Origin of the sequence: Ruminococcus sp. RTP21484sp1_RTP21281st1_A8_RTP21281_210402, assembly GCF_040914025.1 — a bacterium.
Taxonomy (GTDB): domain Bacteria; phylum Bacillota; class Clostridia; order Lachnospirales; family Lachnospiraceae; genus Blautia_A; species Blautia_A faecis.
In genome coordinates this window covers 1-16,541 of the sequence record NZ_JBCPGE010000030.1, presented here as the reverse complement: position 1 = coordinate 16,541, position 16,541 = coordinate 1, and the positions used below count along the sequence as shown (strand labels likewise).

16 protein-coding genes and 1 riboswitch are annotated in these 16,541 nt (G+C 43.2%); of the genes, 15 read left to right on the top strand and 1 reads right to left on the bottom strand.

The features are described from left to right. Nucleotides 1-46 precede the first annotated feature (46 nt). The 11 genes from AB5170_RS14355 (at nt 47) to hisI (ending at nt 10,090) form a co-directional block, all read left to right on the top strand. Nucleotides 47-889: a GTP pyrophosphokinase family protein gene (locus AB5170_RS14355; RefSeq protein WP_118583092.1), complete on the top strand. Its 843-nt coding sequence runs from the start codon at nt 47-49 to the stop codon at nt 887-889. A 91-nt stretch (nt 890-980) separates the two neighbouring features. Beyond that, entirely contained in the window at nt 981-2,891 is a 1,911-nt protein-coding gene (locus AB5170_RS14350; protein ID WP_368361982.1) for a YgiQ family radical SAM protein, read from the top strand. Between the two features lie 10 nt (nt 2,892-2,901). Further along, nucleotides 2,902-3,513, top strand: coding sequence for a hypothetical protein (locus AB5170_RS14345; protein ID WP_368361983.1), 612 nt, complete (start codon nt 2,902-2,904; stop codon nt 3,511-3,513). Nucleotides 3,514-3,526: 13 nt separating this feature from the next. Further along, nucleotides 3,527-4,507 carry an RluA family pseudouridine synthase gene (locus AB5170_RS14340; protein ID WP_368361984.1) on the top strand — a complete coding sequence of 327 codons (981 nt, stop codon included), beginning with the start codon at nt 3,527-3,529 and terminating at the stop codon, nt 4,505-4,507. Nucleotide 4,508: 1 nt separating this feature from the next. After that, nucleotides 4,509-5,078, top strand: coding sequence for a signal peptidase I (lepB, locus tag AB5170_RS14335; protein WP_173716740.1), 570 nt, complete (start codon nt 4,509-4,511; stop codon nt 5,076-5,078). Between the two features lie 2 nt (nt 5,079-5,080). After that, nucleotides 5,081-5,620 carry a Holliday junction resolvase RecU gene (locus AB5170_RS14330; protein WP_368361985.1) on the top strand — a complete coding sequence of 180 codons (540 nt, stop codon included), beginning with the start codon at nt 5,081-5,083 and terminating at the stop codon, nt 5,618-5,620. A gap of 281 nt (nt 5,621-5,901) precedes the next feature. Next, on the top strand, nt 5,902-7,038 hold the full coding sequence (hisZ, locus tag AB5170_RS14325) for an ATP phosphoribosyltransferase regulatory subunit (protein WP_368361986.1): 1,137 nt from the start codon (nt 5,902-5,904) through the stop codon (nt 7,036-7,038). Further along, nucleotides 7,035-7,670: an ATP phosphoribosyltransferase gene (gene hisG / locus AB5170_RS14320; RefSeq protein WP_148463394.1), complete on the top strand. Its 636-nt coding sequence runs from the start codon at nt 7,035-7,037 to the stop codon at nt 7,668-7,670. The genes hisZ and hisG overlap by 4 nt, the downstream gene beginning before the upstream one ends. A 49-nt stretch (nt 7,671-7,719) precedes the next feature. Then, nucleotides 7,720-9,033, top strand: a complete 1,314-nt coding sequence (gene hisD, locus AB5170_RS14315; RefSeq protein WP_368365082.1) for a histidinol dehydrogenase — start codon at nt 7,720-7,722, stop codon at nt 9,031-9,033. Then, the gene (gene hisB / locus AB5170_RS14310) at nt 9,030-9,617 is read left to right on the top strand and encodes an imidazoleglycerol-phosphate dehydratase HisB (RefSeq protein WP_195478327.1); all 588 of its coding nucleotides are present in this window, start codon (nt 9,030-9,032) and stop codon (nt 9,615-9,617) included. Before hisD ends, hisB begins: the two co-directional genes overlap by 4 nt. Before the next feature lie 128 nt (nt 9,618-9,745). Beyond that, nucleotides 9,746-10,090, top strand: a complete 345-nt coding sequence (gene hisI / locus AB5170_RS14305) for a phosphoribosyl-AMP cyclohydrolase (RefSeq protein WP_118583473.1) — start codon at nt 9,746-9,748, stop codon at nt 10,088-10,090. Here hisI and AB5170_RS14300 read toward each other — a convergent pair. Beyond that, nucleotides 10,074-10,124 carry a hypothetical protein gene (locus AB5170_RS14300; protein ID WP_368072645.1) on the bottom strand — a complete coding sequence of 17 codons (51 nt, stop codon included), beginning with the start codon at nt 10,122-10,124 and terminating at the stop codon, nt 10,074-10,076. The two genes, hisI and AB5170_RS14300, sit on opposite strands and share 17 nt — an antisense overlap. A 79-nt stretch (nt 10,125-10,203) precedes the next feature. On the opposite strand from AB5170_RS14300, the gene AB5170_RS14295 reads away from it, so the two are divergent. From AB5170_RS14295 to AB5170_RS14280, 4 genes are all read left to right on the top strand, one after another. Beyond that, entirely contained in the window at nt 10,204-11,634 is a 1,431-nt protein-coding gene (locus AB5170_RS14295; RefSeq protein WP_368361851.1) for a VanW family protein, read from the top strand. 103 nt (nt 11,635-11,737) lie between these two features. Further along, nucleotides 11,738-11,911: riboswitch (cobalamin riboswitch) on the top strand. 197 nt (nt 11,912-12,108) lie between these two features. Then, nucleotides 12,109-14,715 carry a hypothetical protein gene (locus AB5170_RS14290; protein WP_368361850.1) on the top strand — a complete coding sequence of 869 codons (2,607 nt, stop codon included), beginning with the start codon at nt 12,109-12,111 and terminating at the stop codon, nt 14,713-14,715. 57 nt (nt 14,716-14,772) lie between these two features. Continuing rightward, nucleotides 14,773-15,972 (top strand): ABC transporter substrate-binding protein, encoded by a 1,200-nt coding sequence (locus AB5170_RS14285; RefSeq protein ID WP_302673750.1) that lies wholly within the window; start codon nt 14,773-14,775, stop codon nt 15,970-15,972. A 44-nt stretch (nt 15,973-16,016) separates the two neighbouring features. Beyond that, a partial coding sequence (locus tag AB5170_RS14280) for a FecCD family ABC transporter permease (RefSeq protein ID WP_368365081.1) occupies nt 16,017-16,541 on the top strand: 525 nt, incomplete at its 3' end.

Genomic DNA, 16,541 nt, shown 5'->3' with positions numbered 1-16,541 from the left:
ATATTTTTCATAATACAATGCCCATATTCTGTAAGGAGCGATTTATATGGAAATACAGTTATGGAGAAGCATTTTATGCCCCTACGAACTGGCAGTCAGGGAACTGATTGTCAAATTTGAACACATTATCAGCGAACATCGAGAAAATGATCTGTATTCCCCTATTGAGCAGGTAAGCGGACGAGTGAAAAGTGTATCCAGCATTCTGGAGAAAATGCAGCGCAAGCATATTCCTATGGAACGCATGGAGGAAGAAGTAGAAGACATTGCTGGAATCCGTATTATCTGTCAGTTTGAGGAAGATATTGAGACAGTAGCATCCCTGATCCAAAACCGGTCAGATATGACCATTAAGAGTGAGAAGAATTATCTGAAGCATGTGAAACAGAGTGGTTACAGAAGTCTCCATCTGATCATTTATTATACAGTAGAAACATTAAATGGTCCCCGGAAGCTGCAGGCGGAAATTCAGATCCGCACCATGGCTATGGACTTCTGGGCAACGATCGAACATTCCCTTCAGTACAAATATAAAGGGGACATGCCACCGCATGTGGCAGAGCGTCTGACGAATGCCGCGGATGCTATTATTTTGCTGGATCAGGAAATGTCTTCTGTGCGCGATGAAATCATGGATGCCCAGAATTCTTCCCAGATGCAGTCCAATCTTGTAAAAGATATTCTCAATAATATAGAGAATCTTTACCGCGTATCAAGCGAACGGGAGATTACCAAAATTCAGACAGAATTCCTTCGTGTTTTCCATACCAAGGATTTGAAACAGCTGGAGCGTTTTCACAGACAGCTTGATATTATCGCGGAAGGTTACCGCGCCCAGGCTGTTTACCATAATATCGGACATCAGCCAGGCAAGAGCTGTATTTCATAAATCTGTCCGAAAATACGTTACTGTTCATTTTGTTCACACCATTCTTGGAACACGCCTTACAGAATGAGCAGTGCATAGGAGAAAAATATAGATGTCACAATTTTTACCAGTTACAAAAAAAGACATGGAGGACAGAGGCTGGGATCAGGTGGATTTTGTCTACGTGACAGGAGATGCTTACGTAGATCATTCCTCTTTTGGTACTGCTATTATCAGCCGCCTTCTGGAGAGCCGGGGCTATAAAGTGGGAATTATCCCACAGCCCGACTGGCGCAGGAAGGAGAGTATTGCCGTATTTGGAGAGCCTCGCCTTGGCTTCCTTGTAAGTGCCGGCAATATGGATTCCATGGTTAATCACTATACCGTTGCAAAAAAGCACCGCCAGAAGGATTCTTATTCTCCTGGCGGTAAAATGGGTTTGAGGCCGGACCGTGCTGTTATTGTATACAGTAATCTGATTCGTCAGACTTTTAAGAAAACTCCTGTAATTCTTGGTGGAATCGAGGCAAGCCTCAGACGTATGGCACATTACGATTACTGGGAAAATAAGGTGAAGCACAGTATCCTCATAGATTCCGGCGCAGACCTGATTTCTTACGGAATGGGAGAGCATTCTATTATTGAGATTGCAGAGGCTCTTGACAGCGGAATCCCTGTCAGCGAAATTACCTATGTGGCAGGAACCGTCTATAAATGCAGGGATCTGTCCCGCACTTACGAGCCGATCATACTTCCTTCTTTTGATGAAGTACAGGCGGATAAGCAGGCTTATGCCAGAAGCTTTGCCATCCAGTATCAGAATACAGATCCTTTTACAGCAGGAACCATGGCCGAATTCTACGGAACAAAGGGTTACGTGATCCAGAATCCACCTGCATTACCTCTTACACAGGAGGAGATGGACGATGTATATGATCTTCCTTATGCGGGAAATTATCATCCCATGTATGAGAAAGACGGCGGAATTCCTGCATTAGAGGAAATTAAATTCAGCCTTACCAGCAACAGGGGATGTTTCGGAAGCTGCAGCTTCTGTGCATTAACTTTTCATCAGGGGAGAATCCTGCAGACCAGAAGTCATGAATCAATTCTGAAAGAAGCGGTCCACATGACCGAGGAGAAAGATTTCAAAGGATATATCCACGATGTAGGCGGACCTACAGCAGACTTTCGCCAGCCTTCCTGCCAGAAACAGCTGACCAGAGGCGTTTGCAAGAACCGTCATTGTCTGTTTCCGGAGCCATGTAAGAATCTGACCGCGGATCACAAAGATTACGTTTCTCTTCTTCGTAAGCTCCGGGATCTTCCAAAAGTAAAAAAAGTATTTGTCCGTTCCGGTGTGCGTTTCGATTATGTGTTGGCAGACCCGGACAAGACTTTTCTTAATGAACTTGCCAAATATCATGTAAGCGGACAGCTTCGTGTAGCTCCTGAGCATGTTTCCAATCAGGTGCTGAAATATATGGGCAAACCGTCCCACGAAGTGTATGAGAAGTTTTTGAAGGAATTTGACAAGGCAAATAAGAAGGCTGGCTTACAGCAGTTTGCCGTGCCATATTTTATGTCCTCCCATCCGGGATGTACCATGAAAGAAGCTGTGAAACTGGCAGAATATGTCCGTGATCTTGGCTTTACTCCGGAGCAGGTGCAGGACTTTTACCCAACACCTTCTACACTGTCTACCTGTATGTATTACACGGGGATCCATCCTCTTACAGGCGAAGAGGTTTATGTGCCGAAGAGCGCCCATGAAAAAGCCATTCAACGTGCACTTATGCAATATAAGAATCCGGTCAACAGAGAACTGGTTCTCGAAGGATTGAAAATTGCAGGGCGTATGGATCTGGTTGGGTATGGAGAAAAATGTCTGATCCGGCCTGTCAGAAAAGGGCATGGTGACAGCAAATATACAGAGAATGCCGGGCGTAACAGAGAATCAAAGCATGGTCCGGCACCAAAGAAAACCATCCGTAATCATCACACAAGAAAAAAGCAGAAATAGGAGTGTTTTCATGAAATTAATGCAGACAAACAAAGGAGAATTCGGATATCTGAAGCGTGAACGAAAGCGCAGGATTATAATTGCTGCCATTATGCTTGGTGTCCCCGTTTTTATTTTTATCAGTATGTGGATTTACCTAGGTACCAGAAATTCTATCTGGACTATCATTGCTCTGGTAGGATCTCTTCCAGGCTGTAAGGCTGTGGTAGATGTGATCATGGTCTATCTGGCAAAGCCTGTAGATCCGGTCCTGTACAAGAAGATCCATGCACATCAGGGTGATCTTGTCATGGCGTACGAGATGTATATGACTTTCTATGAAAAAAAATGCACCATAGATGCCATTGCAGTATGCGGAAATACCGTAGTCGGTTATACCAGTGATCCGAAGGCAGATACAAATTTTATGGCTGCAGAAGCCCAGAAGCTGGTTCGTAAAAATGGTTATAAAGTAGATGTAAAAATTCTTGGAGAGCTTCGCCCTTTCCTGGAACGGCTTGATTCTATGAATGTACACAAGGAATCCTTAGAAGAGGGGCTTCACTTTACACCAGATCCAAGATATCCGGATTTTACCAGAGATGAAATGGTGAAGCATGTGATCCTGAATTTGTGTATCTAAGGGGATATCCAGCATGAAAGAGTTTATTATTAATGAAAATGAAGCGGGACAGCGCTTTGACAAATATTTAGGAAAGCTTCTCCGTGAAGCTCCAAAAAGCTTTTTTTACAAAATGCTCCGCAAGAAAAATATTACCTTAAACGGCGGCAGGGCCACTGGAAATGAGAAGCTTTCCACTGGTGACCACGTAAAGCTTTTCCTTTCGGATGAGACTTTCGGGAAATTTGCAGGAGTACAGGAAACGGTAGCAAGAGCTCATCAGAAGCTTGATATTGTATACGAAGACGACAATATCCTTCTGATTAACAAACCTGTTGGAATGCTTTCCCAGCCTGCAGATGATAAGGAACCATCACTGGTAGAATATCTGACGGGGTATCTTCTGGAAAGCAGAGCGGTTACGGAGGCGTCTTTACATACCTTTCGCCCATCTGTCTGCAATCGTCTGGACCGCAATACCAGCGGACTTGTGGCTGCGGGGAAGTCCCTGGCAGGACTTCAGGAGCTTTCTTCATTGTTTCATGATCGAAGCCTTCACAAATTTTACCGCTGCCTGGTAAATGGTGTTATAAAAAATGAAAAATATGTCAAAGGATATTTGCATAAAGACGAAAAATGTAATAAAGTAACAGTACAGGAAACGGAAACATCCGGAGCACTTCCCATTGAGACCAGATACCGTCCCCTTGAAGATAACGGAACCGTTACCCTTCTTGAGGTGGAGCTGATCACCGGACGCACACATCAGATCAGGGCACACCTTGCAGGAACTGGTCATCCCCTTATTGGAGATTACAAGTACGGCAGGCGTACCTTAAACGATGAATACCGCAGAAAGTATGGTCTGAAATCGCAGCTGCTTCACGCACACAGGTTGGAAATTCCGGAAATTGAAGGGCGTCTTTCCTATCTGTCTGGCAAAGAGTTCACGGCCCCTTTGCCTTATCTGTTTCAAAAAATCCTGAAAGAAGAACACGTAGAGGAGAATAAATAATATGAAAATCTGGCATGAAGTATGGGACTATATAAAAATGATCATCATTGTAGTTGCTATAGTCCTGGTTATCAACAATGTAGTACTGATCAACGCAAAAATCCCTTCTCCATCCATGGAGAAGACTATTATGACCGGCGACCGTATCTTTGGATTCCGTCTTGCATATGGTATCAATCTGGATCTGTTTGGACATGAGATTTCCAAAAAAGTAAAGGATCCCGAGCGCTTTGACATTGTAATTTTCAAGTATCCGGATGATGAAAGCCAGCTTTTCATCAAACGTGTGATCGGACTTCCGGGAGAGACTGTTGAGATCAAAGACGGAAAGGTATACATCGACGGTTCTGAGACTGCTCTTGATGATTCCTTTATTCCAGAGAAAATGCAGGGAAGCTTCGGTCCATATACCGTTCCGGATAATTGCTATTTTATGCTGGGTGATAACCGAAATGATTCTAAGGATTCCCGCTTCTGGAAGAACACGTTCGTCCGCTTTGACCAGATCGTAGGGAAAGCAGTTGTAAGATATTATCCTTCCATCAAGCTTCTTGGCTACGAGGAACCGTAAGAATGGCGACATGGAACAGCAGAGGGCTCCGGGGTTCTACCCTGGAGGACCTTGTAAACCGAACAAACGAGCAGTACAGGGAGAAGGGACTTGCTCTGATACAGAAGATTCCCACTCCCATCACTCCGGTACGCATGGACAAAGAAAACCGTCACATTACTCTGGCATACTTTGACCAGCGAAGTACTGTTGACTATATAGGTGCAGTACAGGGAATTCCTGTCTGCTTTGATGCAAAGGAATGCAGCGCCCAGACGTTTCCTCTGGCAAATATTCATCCTCACCAGGTGAAATTTATGGAGGACTTTGAAAAACAGAATGGCGTGGCATTTTTTCTTATATTTTTCAGTCAGTTGAACTTATTTTATTATCTGCCTTTTCGGGAACTGTTGATATACTGGAGACGGATGGAAAAGGGCGGACGGAAAAGCTTCCGTAGGGAGGAACTGGATGAAAAGTATTACCTGCCGAAAAAGAGCGGATTTCTGGTTCCTTATTTAGAGGGATTAAAATTGGATCTGGAAACACGCGTGTTGCCATAACACACGCAACGTTACTGTTCACTCCGTTTACAGTAACACGCTTCGCGATGCACAGAAATCATGCTTTGCATGATTTCGCGCCGCAACTCTCGGGTTTTCTGTGAACTTTGTTCACAAAAAACATCTCGCGGAATGTTACCAGTGAACAGTAACCACGCAACACTTCGTCTTGACAATCTTGGAATATTCCACTATAATCAACATTGATTTTGCATTATCGTAGTAGTGTGATAAAGTGTTATGTAATTAACAAGCAAGAAACAACATGGAGGAAACATGATATGCAGAGAATTTTTCATACGCCGGAGGGTGTACGGGATATTTACAGTCAGGAATGCAGCCGAAAACAAAAGCTTCAGGAAAAGCTTCACCGTGTATTCCATCAGTATGGCTTTGAAGATATAGAAACTCCCACATTTGAATATTTTGAAGTGTTTAGTAAAGAAGTGGGAACCATTCCCTCCAGGGAGCTTTATAAATTTTTTGACAGAGAAGGCAATACCCTTGTTCTTCGACCTGACTTTACACCGTCTGTTTCCAGAGCCTGTGCCACCTATTTTAACCCTGAAAAAGAGGTAGTAAGTCTGTGTTATACAGGCAACACTTTTATCAATAATTCCAGCTTTCGCGGAAGATTGAAAGAGACAACCCAGATGGGCGTTGAGCGTATGGGCGATGATTCACCGGAAGCAGATGCAGAGATTCTGGCTATGACGGTAGAGTGTCTGCTTGCGACAGGACTTACCGAATTTCAGGTAAGCGTTGGGCAGGTTGATTATTATAAAGCGATTTTTGCCCAGACAGGCATGAGCCAGGAAGAGGAAGAAGAGCTTCGGGAGCTGATTTCCCAGAAAAACTATTTTGGTGTGGAAGAGCTTGTAAAGAATAAGAACATGGATAAATCCCTTGCAAGAGTTCTTTCCCAGCTTCCTCAGATGTTCGGATCGACAGAAGTTCTGGAAAAAGCAAAATCACTTACGGACAATCCACAGGCATTAAAGGCGGTTGCGCGTCTGGAAGAAATCTATGAGCTTCTGAAGGTTTACGGCTATGAGAAATACGTTACTTTTGATTTTGCAATGTTAAGCAAATATCATTACTATACCGGAATCATTTTCCAGGCTTATACCTATGGTACAGGAGAAGCGTTGATCAAGGGCGGACGCTACAATCAGCTGATGAAGCATTTCGGCAAGCCTGCTGCATCCATCGGGTTTGCCATTGTAGTAGATAACCTTCTGATGGCTCTTTCCAGACAGAAAATCGAAATGGAGGGAGAGGAGGGCGTTACGGTTATCACTTACCGCAAAGAAAACCGTATCCAGGCAATCCAGAAGGCCAAAGAGCTTCGCGCCCAGGGCAGAAATGTAGCCCTTCGCCCAGAGAAAGTAACTAAGGTTTGTGAGGTGGAATTATGAGATATCTGACTTTTGCCCTTACCAAGGGAAGACTTGCAGACAAAACCCTTGCCATGCTTGAGAAAATCGGGATCACCTGCGAAGAGATGAAAGATAAGGATTCCCGTAAACTGATTTTTGTAAATGAAGAATTAAAGCTTCGTTTTTTCCTTGCCAAAGGACCAGATGTACCTACATATGTAGAATATGGCGCAGCTGACATCGGAATTGTCGGAAAGGATACGATCCTGGAAGAAGGCCGTAAGCTTTACGAGGTAATGGATCTTGGATTTGGAGCCTGCCGCATGTGTGTTTGCGGACCTGAAAGTGCCAAACCCCTTCTGAATTCAAATCAGCTAATTCGTGTGGCAACCAAATATCCAAACATTGCCAAAGATTATTTCTATAATAAGAAGCATCAGACTGTGGAAATCATTAAGCTGAATGGTTCTATTGAGCTTGCACCTATTGTAGGTCTTTCTGAAGTGATCGTAGATATCGTTGAGACCGGAAGCACACTTCGCGAAAATGGACTGAAGGTGTTAGAAGAAGTTTGCCCTCTTTCAGCAAGAATGGTTGTGAATCAGGTAAGCATGAAAATGGAAAATGAAAGAATCAGTAAGCTGATTGAAGATTTACGAAAGGTAATCTGAAATTACTGTTTTTTTCTGGAATAAAATAAAATTGGAAGGATCGATCACAATGCGTACAGTAAGATTAACAAAAGAATCTACCAAAGATATCCTGGAAAATCTTTTAAAACGGAGCCCTAATAATTACGGCAAGTTCGAAGCAGCAGTAGCAGATATTCTTGCAAATGTAAAAGAAAAAGGGGATGAAGCTCTTTTTTCTTACACAAAAGAATTTGATAAAGTAGAGGTAACTCCGGAAACCATACGTGTAACCGAAGCGGAAATTGAAGAAGCCTATAAAGCAGTTGATGCATCCTTATTGGAAGTTATCCGCAAGGCACTTGTAAACATCCGCAGCTACCATGAGAAACAGCGTCAGAACAGTTGGTTTACCAGTACCGAAAATGGCACCATGCTTGGTCAGAAGGTAACACCATTAAATCGTGTAGGTGTTTATGTTCCAGGCGGAAAAGCAGTTTATCCTTCTTCTGTATTAATGAATATTGTGCCGGCAAAAGTGGCAGGAGTACCTCACATCGTTATGACCACACCTCCTGGGAAAGACGGTAAAGTAAATCCATCCACTCTGGTTGCTGCCAAAGAAGCAGGCGCTGATGAGATCTATAAAGTTGGTGGTGCACAGGCAATCGGAGCACTTGCTTATGGTACTGCAAGCATCCCAAAGGTAGACAAGATCGTAGGACCTGGCAACATTTTTGTAGCCCTTGCAAAAAAGGCTGTTTATGGACATGTGAGCATTGATTCCATCGCTGGTCCAAGTGAGATCCTTGTCCTTGCAGATGAAACTGCAAATGCACACTATGTAGCAGCAGATCTTCTTTCTCAGGCAGAACACGATGAGATGGCTTCTGCAATCCTCATTACTACCAGTACAGAACTGGCACAGAATGTAGAGAAAGAGATTGAAGGCTATCTGAAGGTTCTTTCCAGAAAAGAGATCATCGAAAAATCTCTGGAGAATTTTGGATATATCCTTATTGCAGAAGATATGGATGAAGCAATTGAAGCAGCGAATGAGATTGCTTCGGAACATATGGAAATTGTCACTAAGAACGCTTTTGAGGTAATGATGAAGGTACGAAATGCAGGCGCTATTTTCATTGGAGAGTACAGTTCTGAACCTCTTGGTGATTATTTCGCGGGACCGAACCACGTTCTTCCTACCAACGGAACAGCCAAGTTCTTCTCTGCACTTTCCGTTGACGATTTTATTAAGAAATCCAGTATTGTATATTATTCCAGGACTGCATTACAGGAAATCCACAAGGACATCATCCAGTTTGCATCCTCAGAGCAGCTAACTGCACACGCCAACTCCATTGCAGTCCGCTTTGAAGAGGAAGATAAAAAGGAGCAGTCATGACAAGAGAAGCTACTGTTGAACGAAATACAAAGGAAACTAAAATTGCCATAAAGCTGAATCTGGACGGAACCGGAAAAAGCAGTCTGGATACAGGTGTGGGATTTTTCGATCACATGTTAGATGGCTTTACCCGCCACGGACTTTTTGATCTGGATATAAAGGTGAAGGGTGATCTTCAGGTTGACGATCATCATACCATTGAGGATACGGGAATTGTTCTTGGCACAGCTATTAAAGAAGCGGTTGGAGACAAGAAAGGAATCAGGCGTTACGGAAGCTGCATCCTTCCAATGGATGAGTGTCTTGTGCTTTGCGCCATTGATCTCGGGGGACGCCCGTATCTTTCCTTCGAAGGTACGTTTACCAGTGAAAAAATTGGAGATATGTCCACAGAAATGGTGAAGGAATTCTTTTACGCCATTTCTTATGCGGCAGCCATGAATCTTCACATTAAGGTTCTAACACCGGGAAATAATCACCATATGGCAGAAGCCATGTTCAAAAGCTTTGCAAAGGCGCTGGATATGGCGGTAGCTTATGATCCTCGTATTACAGATGTGCTTTCTACGAAGGGAAGTCTCTAAAGGCAGAACAAACAGAATTACAATTAAGACGATATGATATATGCCACTTGTTTTCATTTTTTTTGAATTGAGCATGAAAGCAGGTGGCATAATTGCAGAAGAATTTTTCATAAAGGAGTATTAAAAATATGGAACAGAACCAATTAAAGTCCAAAATGTCCTGGTCAGATTTCAAATTAAACAGTGACGGCATGGTTCCGGTTATTGTGCAGGATTACAAAACAGACGAAGTTCTTATGCTTGCGTACATGAACGAGAAAGCATACCTTACCACTCTGAAGCTGGGAAAAATGACTTACTGGAGCCGCAGCCGCAACGAGCTCTGGACCAAAGGACTAACCTCCGGTCATGTTCAGTATGTGAAATCATTGACTATAGACTGTGATAATGATACAATTCTGGCAAAAGTAGAGCAGGTAGGGGCTGCATGCCATACCGGAAACCGGACATGCTTTTTTACCCCATTGCTCTAAAGCCTGTTTGAAAAATCATTCCTGCAATCTGCACGCCCCACTTTGCGATATATTTTGCAGAAAGCCTTTTTCAAACACGCTCTAAAAAAGACTGCAAAAGGTAAAATTATTACATGAAAAAACAAATGAAAAACGGTGTGATCAAAGTTTTGTTCCTGGTTCTGATTCTGGTAGGCGCGTATGGGCTGTGGTGTCATTTTCTTACAGATAATGTAATCTGGAAGAAGCTTAAAATAAACGGTATAGCCATTCAGGGAATGACCAAAGAGGAAGCCATTGACGCAATTTCAAAAGATTTTCAGGAAAAATATGAGAACACACAGATGACTATTACCCTGAACGGAAAGAACTTCAAGGTGTCTATCTATCCTGTTCTCGGCCTTAATGTAAAGTCAATTGTAGAAAGTGCCTATGCTCTTGGGCATAGTGCCTGGTTTACTCATGGAACCGACCGCATCGAACTGATGAACAGCAAGACAAAGGAAGAAGTCACCCTTATGCCGGAAGCCAGAAATAAAGACGAACTGGACAAGATTCTGGATGAGGCCGAAATTTCAAAGGGATCCACCACAATACAGACTTCCTGTGAACTTACAGATACAGAGCTGGTTATCACTAAGGGAAAAACCGGAATCGGTCCGGATATGGATGCATTGAAAGAAGCGATTCTAAAAGCAATTTCCATAGAAGATTATGAAGCTGTTATCGAATGTCCTACTATGAAGACACCGCCAGAGGAACTGGATCTGGAAGCCTATTATGAAAAAGTACATACAGATGCCACAGATGCTTCTCTGGGGGAAAATAATGAAATTATTCCGGCAGTTACCGGAATTTCATTTGATGTGAGGTCAGCTGCAAAGAAGCTGGAAAAAGCAAAAGAAGGGGCAAAGATTACCATCCCCCTTGAAATAACCCTGCCCGAAGTTTCTACAGAAGAGATAGAAGCCCTTCCTTATCTGAATCTTCTTGGTACTTATACTACATATGGCGGCGGTACCGAAAACCGTGTTGCCAATTTGAAGCTTGCCGTGGAAGCCTGTGATGGAGTGGAACTTCAGCCAGGACAGATTTTTTCCTACAACGATACTTTAGGTCCACGTACTGAGGAACGAGGGTACAGGGAAGCAACTGTAATTGTAGGAGGCGAACATGCCCAGGATATCGGAGGCGGAATCTGCCAGATTTCCACTACGTTGTTTATGGCATGCCTGCAGTCTGATCTGACCATTGTTGAGCGTCATAATCACGCTGCCCGAATTGATTATGTTGAGGATGGTCTGGACGCAGCAGTGGTGTGGGGAGGTCAGGATTTCCGTTTTCAGAATAATACTGCTTATCCAATTAAAATTGAAGCCTCTTACGATGAAAAAGAGGAAGCCGTAACGGTATCCATTTACGGAACCAAAACTGACAATAATACGGTAGAGATTACTACAGAGCATTCCGATCCAAACACCTGTAAAACCTACCGCAGTGTCTACGATGAGAATGGAACACTGCTCCGCACAGATGAAGTCGGGTACAGTAAATACAAGCAATAACCCTATAAATCTATTGATTTCGACATAACGGTCTGCTATAATGAGGTGAATTGAATAAATCCGTTTTCAGTGCCAGACATATCTGTCTGCTACAGCGTGCAGATTGTGGGAATATTTTTTCAACACGCTCTAAGAGGGAATCAGGTGAAAGTCCTGAACGATCCGGTCACTGTAAACAGGGAGTAGAATCCAGTGAAACCATTGGTATATTGCTGAGAAGGATGGATTCTGTGTTGATCTGTAAGTCAGGAAACCTGCTGAATTCGTTTAATGAAAGCTTCCGAAGAAAGTACTTCATTCTTATTAATATATTTGATAATACAATATATTGAATTTTTAGTGCCTGTTTTCTCAGAGGAAGCAGGCATTTTTTTGAAATAATCCTGTCAGGATTGCCCATTGTACAAACAGGCTCCAGAAGCAATTGGGATTTATTCAGATTATAAAATAATAGGAAGAATCGAGGAAAAAGAAATGAAAAGAAATTCAAAACGCTTTCTTGCACTGTTCCTTTCCGTCGCGATGACGGTCACTCCTGCTGTACTTACACAGGCAGAAAATGAGGATGCAAACGTACAGGTTTCTGTTACACCAACTCCAGAAACAGAGGCGGAGAAGACTGCTGTTGCTGCTGAGACTCCTGTGCAGGAGAACGCAACAGCTGAGGAAGAAAACACTGACACTACAGTAACTCCGGCAGCAGTGGATGCCTCTGCTGTGAAAGAGACACCTGCTGCTACAGAAACACCTGCCTCTGAGACCACTCCTGAGGTTACTGCATCACCTGCTGAAGAAAGCAAAAATGAAGAAGCAGAAACTCCACAGCCTACAGCTGCACCAGAGCCAACTGCTACTCCAGAGCCAACTGCAACCCCGGAGCCAACTGCCACTCCACAACCAACTGCAGCTCCAACCCAGGCACCATCTCAGAATGAAATTACAGACGCCGGAATCAAGCTTGAAAAAGAAAACGGTAATGAATTTGCAATGTTCGTAATCACCGGTTCCACAATAAAGGTTTCTGCGGACAAATATATAGTCACACTTTCTACTGCAAAACAGAATTATGACATGATCTATCTTGGCAGTTTCAATGACTCCGATAAAGAAGCAAATGCCATCAAAGGAGTTGAAAACAGTGCAGGAGGCTATACCTACACTTTTGAAGTTACTGCAAGCAAGGAAGCTCAGACAATAGCAGTCGTTCCTCATTCCAAGAAGAGCCAGAACTGGTACAAGGGTATATTGACGATTACCGTACCGGCAGTTCCAGGATATGGAGAGGCTGTTCCAACACCGGAACCAACTGTTTCTCCGGCGCCTACCGGAGCACCAGTTGAGACTCCGGCACCAACTGAAACTCCAGTGCCAAGCACAACTCCGGAAGCAACCACCACCCCAGAGCCAACAGCAACCCCTGCTCCAGGCAGCTGTGCAAGCGGAATTTATAATATTACAGTAAACTCCAGTTCATCTATGTTCCGTGTAATTGACTGTGTCCTTACTTCCAAAAACGGAAAAATGACAGCTGTTCTTACTTTAAGCGGAACTGGTTACGACTATCTATGTCTGGGAACAAAAGAAGAAGCTGCCGCAGCAGATTCCTCCACCTGGGTTCCATATGTGGCAGACGCAAATGGCAAATATACATATGAGATTCCTGTTGAAGCCCTGGACAATGGAATTGCAGTTGCTGCTTTTTCCCACAAAAACCAGATCTGGTATGACAGGATCCTGACTTTCCAGTCCAGCACTTTGAATAAGATAGGTGACGTACAGGATGATCCGCAGCCAGACACTGCTCCTGACACAACAATCACAGCAACTCCTGCACCCACTGCAAAACCAAATAAAAAACCGACAGCAACCCCTACACCAACAGCAACTCCAAAGCCAGACAAGAAACCGGAAGAGGAATCCAAATACGAATCTGACTTAAGCGGCGGAACAGTATCTGTAAACAGTTCTACTACATTAGCAGATGGAACCTATACTCCTGACAGCTTCTCCTGGTCTGGTGGTTCTGGAAAGGTCAGCATTTCCTGTAACAAAGTTACGGTAACAAATGGTCAGGCATATGCGACTATTGTATTCAGCAGTGAATATTACGGTTATGTAAAAGCCAATGGAAATAAATACTACGGTGCATGCGGCGGCGGAACTTCTACTTTCACAATTCCGGTAGCACTGAACCAGAATAATACGATCATTGGTATGACAACCAGAATGTCCCAGCCTCATGAAATCACTTACACCATTTATATCGCTTTAAAGGGTGCAAACGATCCGAAGAAAACAGACAAGGATAACCCGGCAGATGACAACAGCATGCTTTCCACAGGAAACAAGAAGCTGGATGATTCTGCACCAGAGATCACAGGTCTTGAGTATAAAGACGAAACTACTCTTGAGCATGCAAAATACTTTAAGCTTTATCACTACGCAAAGGGCATTACCCTTCTTGAAGTAGATATGACAACAGATACTGCAAGAAAACCGGAAACTGTTGATTCCGGAAAAGAAAATGCAAAAACAGAAGCTGCTGATTCCCAGGAACTTACAGGTACAGAAAAGCTCTACATGGGCAATGTTGTAAAATACCTGATCGTACCTGAGGGTGCTGTTATCCCTGCAGGACTTGATAAAGATGTAATCGTGATCAACCAGCTGGTAGAATCTGCTTATGTGGCTTCCACAGATGCTCTTAACATTTTGGATAAGCTTGATCTTACAGACAAAGTTACTGCTCTTGGAATGGAAAAAGAGGACTGTACGGTAGACAGCCTTACAGCTGCTCTGGAAGATGGTTCCGTAACTTTTGCAGGAAAAGATGAAGATACAGATTACAAAGCTCTTGTAAAGAGTCAGTGCGGTATTTCTATCCTTTCTTCTGATATTCTCCCGACAAAGGAAGCAGACACAGAAGCAAAAGAAAACCTTCTGAAAGATTCCGCAGAGAAATATTCCACTCTGAAAATCCCGTTTATCGTGGACCGTTCTGCAGATGAAAAGGATGACAATGCAAAAGCTGAGTGGGAAAAAGCTTACGAAGCAATTTTTGTAACTGATGAGGAAGAATAAATTATTATTCTTCACCATATGCACAGTAGCAAGAATAATCAGCAGGAGAAAATAAAAATGTATGACAAAAAGCTGAAATATAAAATTTTAAGTATTTTTGCAGCAACAGTTATGACATTTACTGCCATTACTCCGGTATGGGCAGAAGAGGAGAACCTGGAAGCAGATGCTTCCGGGGAGACTTCTTTTGACACATCAGAAAAAAATGCTGCACCTGAAATTGCAGGTCTGACCTATGAATCCGCCATGGATCTGTCTTTTGCAGAATGCTTTGATGTGTATTATTATAATGACGGTTACAAACTTCTGGACATCCATGATGATGCCAGATATCTGATCGTCCCAGAGGGCAAAGAGGCACCCGATGATCTGGATCCTGAAATCCAGATCCTTCAGCAGCCACTTGACACCATCTACATGGCAGCCACTTCCCCAATGGCATTGTTCGATGCAATCGGAAGTGTAGACTCCATCAAGCTGTCAGGTCTCGATGCTTCCGGCTGGTATATCCAATCAGCAGCTGATGCTATCAATAACGGCGAAATGACTTTTGCGGGAAAATACGATGAACCGGATTACGAACTTCTGGTAGGTGACGACTGTGATCTTGCAATAGAGTCTACCATGATCCTTCATGCACCGAAGGTACAGGAGATGATCGAAACTCTTGGAATTCCTGTTTTCACCGACCGCTCCAGCTATGAGAGCCAGCCCCTTGGACGTACAGAGTGGATCAAGCTTTATGGCGCAATGATGAACAAAGAAGAGGAGGCAAAGACCTTTTTTGACCAGCAGGCACAGGTTATTGAGAAGCTAAAGGACTTTACAAATACGGAAAAAACAGTTGCGTTTTTCTACATCAATACCAGCGGTTCTCCTGTAGTACGTAATCCTAAAGATTATATTTCCAGTATGATCGAGATTGCCGGTGGAAGAAATGTATTCGCAGATCTTCAGGATGACAGTGGAAAAACTTCCGTTGCCATTACCATGGAGGAATTCTATAATACTGCGGCAGATGCAGATTATCTGATCTACAACTCCAGTATTGATGCGTCTGTAAAAAGCATAGACGATCTTCTTGCAAAAGAAAGTCTGATGGCTGATTTTAAAGCCGTAAAAGAGGGAAATGTCTGGGTAACTGATGATTCCATGTACCAGCATACAGATACAATTGGTGAACTGATCACAGATCTGAACCTGATGCTTACCGGCGGAAGTGAAGAGGATATGACTTTTCTTCATAAGCTGAGCTGACAGCAGGTTCTGTTGTAAATGAAACAAAAATGGAGAAAAATAAAATGAGCAATCAATCCGCTGGAACCAGCTTCCACATGGAAAATTTTAAGAGACGATCTCGTTATGCTATGGTTTTCATTCTGCTGATCCTGGCTTTTGGCCTGATCACAGTTTTGAATATCAACACAGGAAATGTTCATATTTCTCTGTCTGAGATTATAGATATCCTGCTGAAAAAAGCCACAGATACAAAAGAATACAGCATCATCTGGAAAATCCGTCTTCCCAGGATCCTGATGGCTGCCATTCTTGGAGGTGCCTTATCCCTATCTGGTTTTCTTCTCCAGACCTTTTTTGAAAATCCCATTGCAGGACCTTTTGTTCTGGGAATTTCTTCCGGTGCGAAAATGGTAGTAGCTCTTACCATGATTTATTATCTTGGCAGAGCCGTAAACGTAACTTCTTACACTCTGATCATTGCAGCTTTTATTGGTTCCCTGATTTCCATAGGTTTTATTCTTCTGATTTCAAAAAGGATCAAGCACATGGCCACCCTTCTGGTTGCCGGAATCATGATTGGCTATATC

Bases quoted from the DNA above. Each gene is read 5' to 3' on its own strand.
- hisZ (WP_368361986.1), top strand. From the start codon at position 5,902: ATGCAGAGAATTTTTCATACGCCGGAGGGTGTACGGGATATTTACAGT.
- AB5170_RS14350 (WP_368361982.1), top strand. From the start codon at position 981: ATGTCACAATTTTTACCAGTTACAAAAAAAGACATGGAGGACAGAGGC.
- AB5170_RS14295 (WP_368361851.1), top strand. From the start codon at position 10,204: ATGAAAAAACAAATGAAAAACGGTGTGATCAAAGTTTTGTTCCTGGTT.
- hisD (WP_368365082.1), top strand. From the start codon at position 7,720: ATGCGTACAGTAAGATTAACAAAAGAATCTACCAAAGATATCCTGGAA.
- AB5170_RS14340 (WP_368361984.1), top strand. From the start codon at position 3,527: ATGAAAGAGTTTATTATTAATGAAAATGAAGCGGGACAGCGCTTTGAC.
- AB5170_RS14355 (WP_118583092.1), top strand. From the start codon at position 47: ATGGAAATACAGTTATGGAGAAGCATTTTATGCCCCTACGAACTGGCA.
- hisI (WP_118583473.1), top strand. From the start codon at position 9,746: ATGGAACAGAACCAATTAAAGTCCAAAATGTCCTGGTCAGATTTCAAA.
- AB5170_RS14330 (WP_368361985.1), top strand. From the start codon at position 5,081: ATGGCGACATGGAACAGCAGAGGGCTCCGGGGTTCTACCCTGGAGGAC.
- hisB (WP_195478327.1), top strand. From the start codon at position 9,030: ATGACAAGAGAAGCTACTGTTGAACGAAATACAAAGGAAACTAAAATT.
- hisG (WP_148463394.1), top strand. From the start codon at position 7,035: ATGAGATATCTGACTTTTGCCCTTACCAAGGGAAGACTTGCAGACAAA.
- lepB (WP_173716740.1), top strand. From the start codon at position 4,509: ATGAAAATCTGGCATGAAGTATGGGACTATATAAAAATGATCATCATT.
- AB5170_RS14290 (WP_368361850.1), top strand. From the start codon at position 12,109: ATGAAAAGAAATTCAAAACGCTTTCTTGCACTGTTCCTTTCCGTCGCG.
- AB5170_RS14345 (WP_368361983.1), top strand. From the start codon at position 2,902: ATGAAATTAATGCAGACAAACAAAGGAGAATTCGGATATCTGAAGCGT.
- AB5170_RS14285 (WP_302673750.1), top strand. From the start codon at position 14,773: ATGTATGACAAAAAGCTGAAATATAAAATTTTAAGTATTTTTGCAGCA.